The following is a 281-nucleotide window of genomic DNA, read 5'->3' as shown; positions in this document are numbered from 1 at the left end:
CTATGCCAGCGCGGCGTCCGAGAAGCAGGTCGACCAGCTGCGCGAGAACTGCGCGCGCCACGGCATCGAGCTGTTCGACATGGGCGATGCGCGTCGCGGCATCGTGCATGTGGTGGCGCCCGAACTGGGCCTGACCCGGCCGGGCATGACCATCGTCTGCGGCGACAGCCACACCAGCACGCACGGTGCCTTCGGAGCGATGGCATTTGGCATCGGCACCAGCGAGGTCGGCCATGTGCTGGCGACGCAATGTCTGCTGCAGCGCAGGCCGAAGACGATGG

1 protein-coding gene is annotated in these 281 nt (G+C 68.0%); it reads left to right on the top strand.

Going from position 1 to position 281, the window contains the following annotated elements; genetic code table 11:
* The coding region (locus tag FLQ44_RS07710; protein WP_240801205.1) for an aconitase family protein at positions 1-281 on the top strand (281 nt) is incomplete at both ends.

It is taken from the genome of Vogesella mureinivorans, from assembly GCF_007644035.1.
Classification (GTDB): Bacteria; Pseudomonadota; Gammaproteobacteria; order Burkholderiales; family Chromobacteriaceae; genus Vogesella; species Vogesella mureinivorans.
Note: the sequence above shows the minus strand (reverse complement) of the source record. Positions and strands in the feature narration are given on the sequence as shown.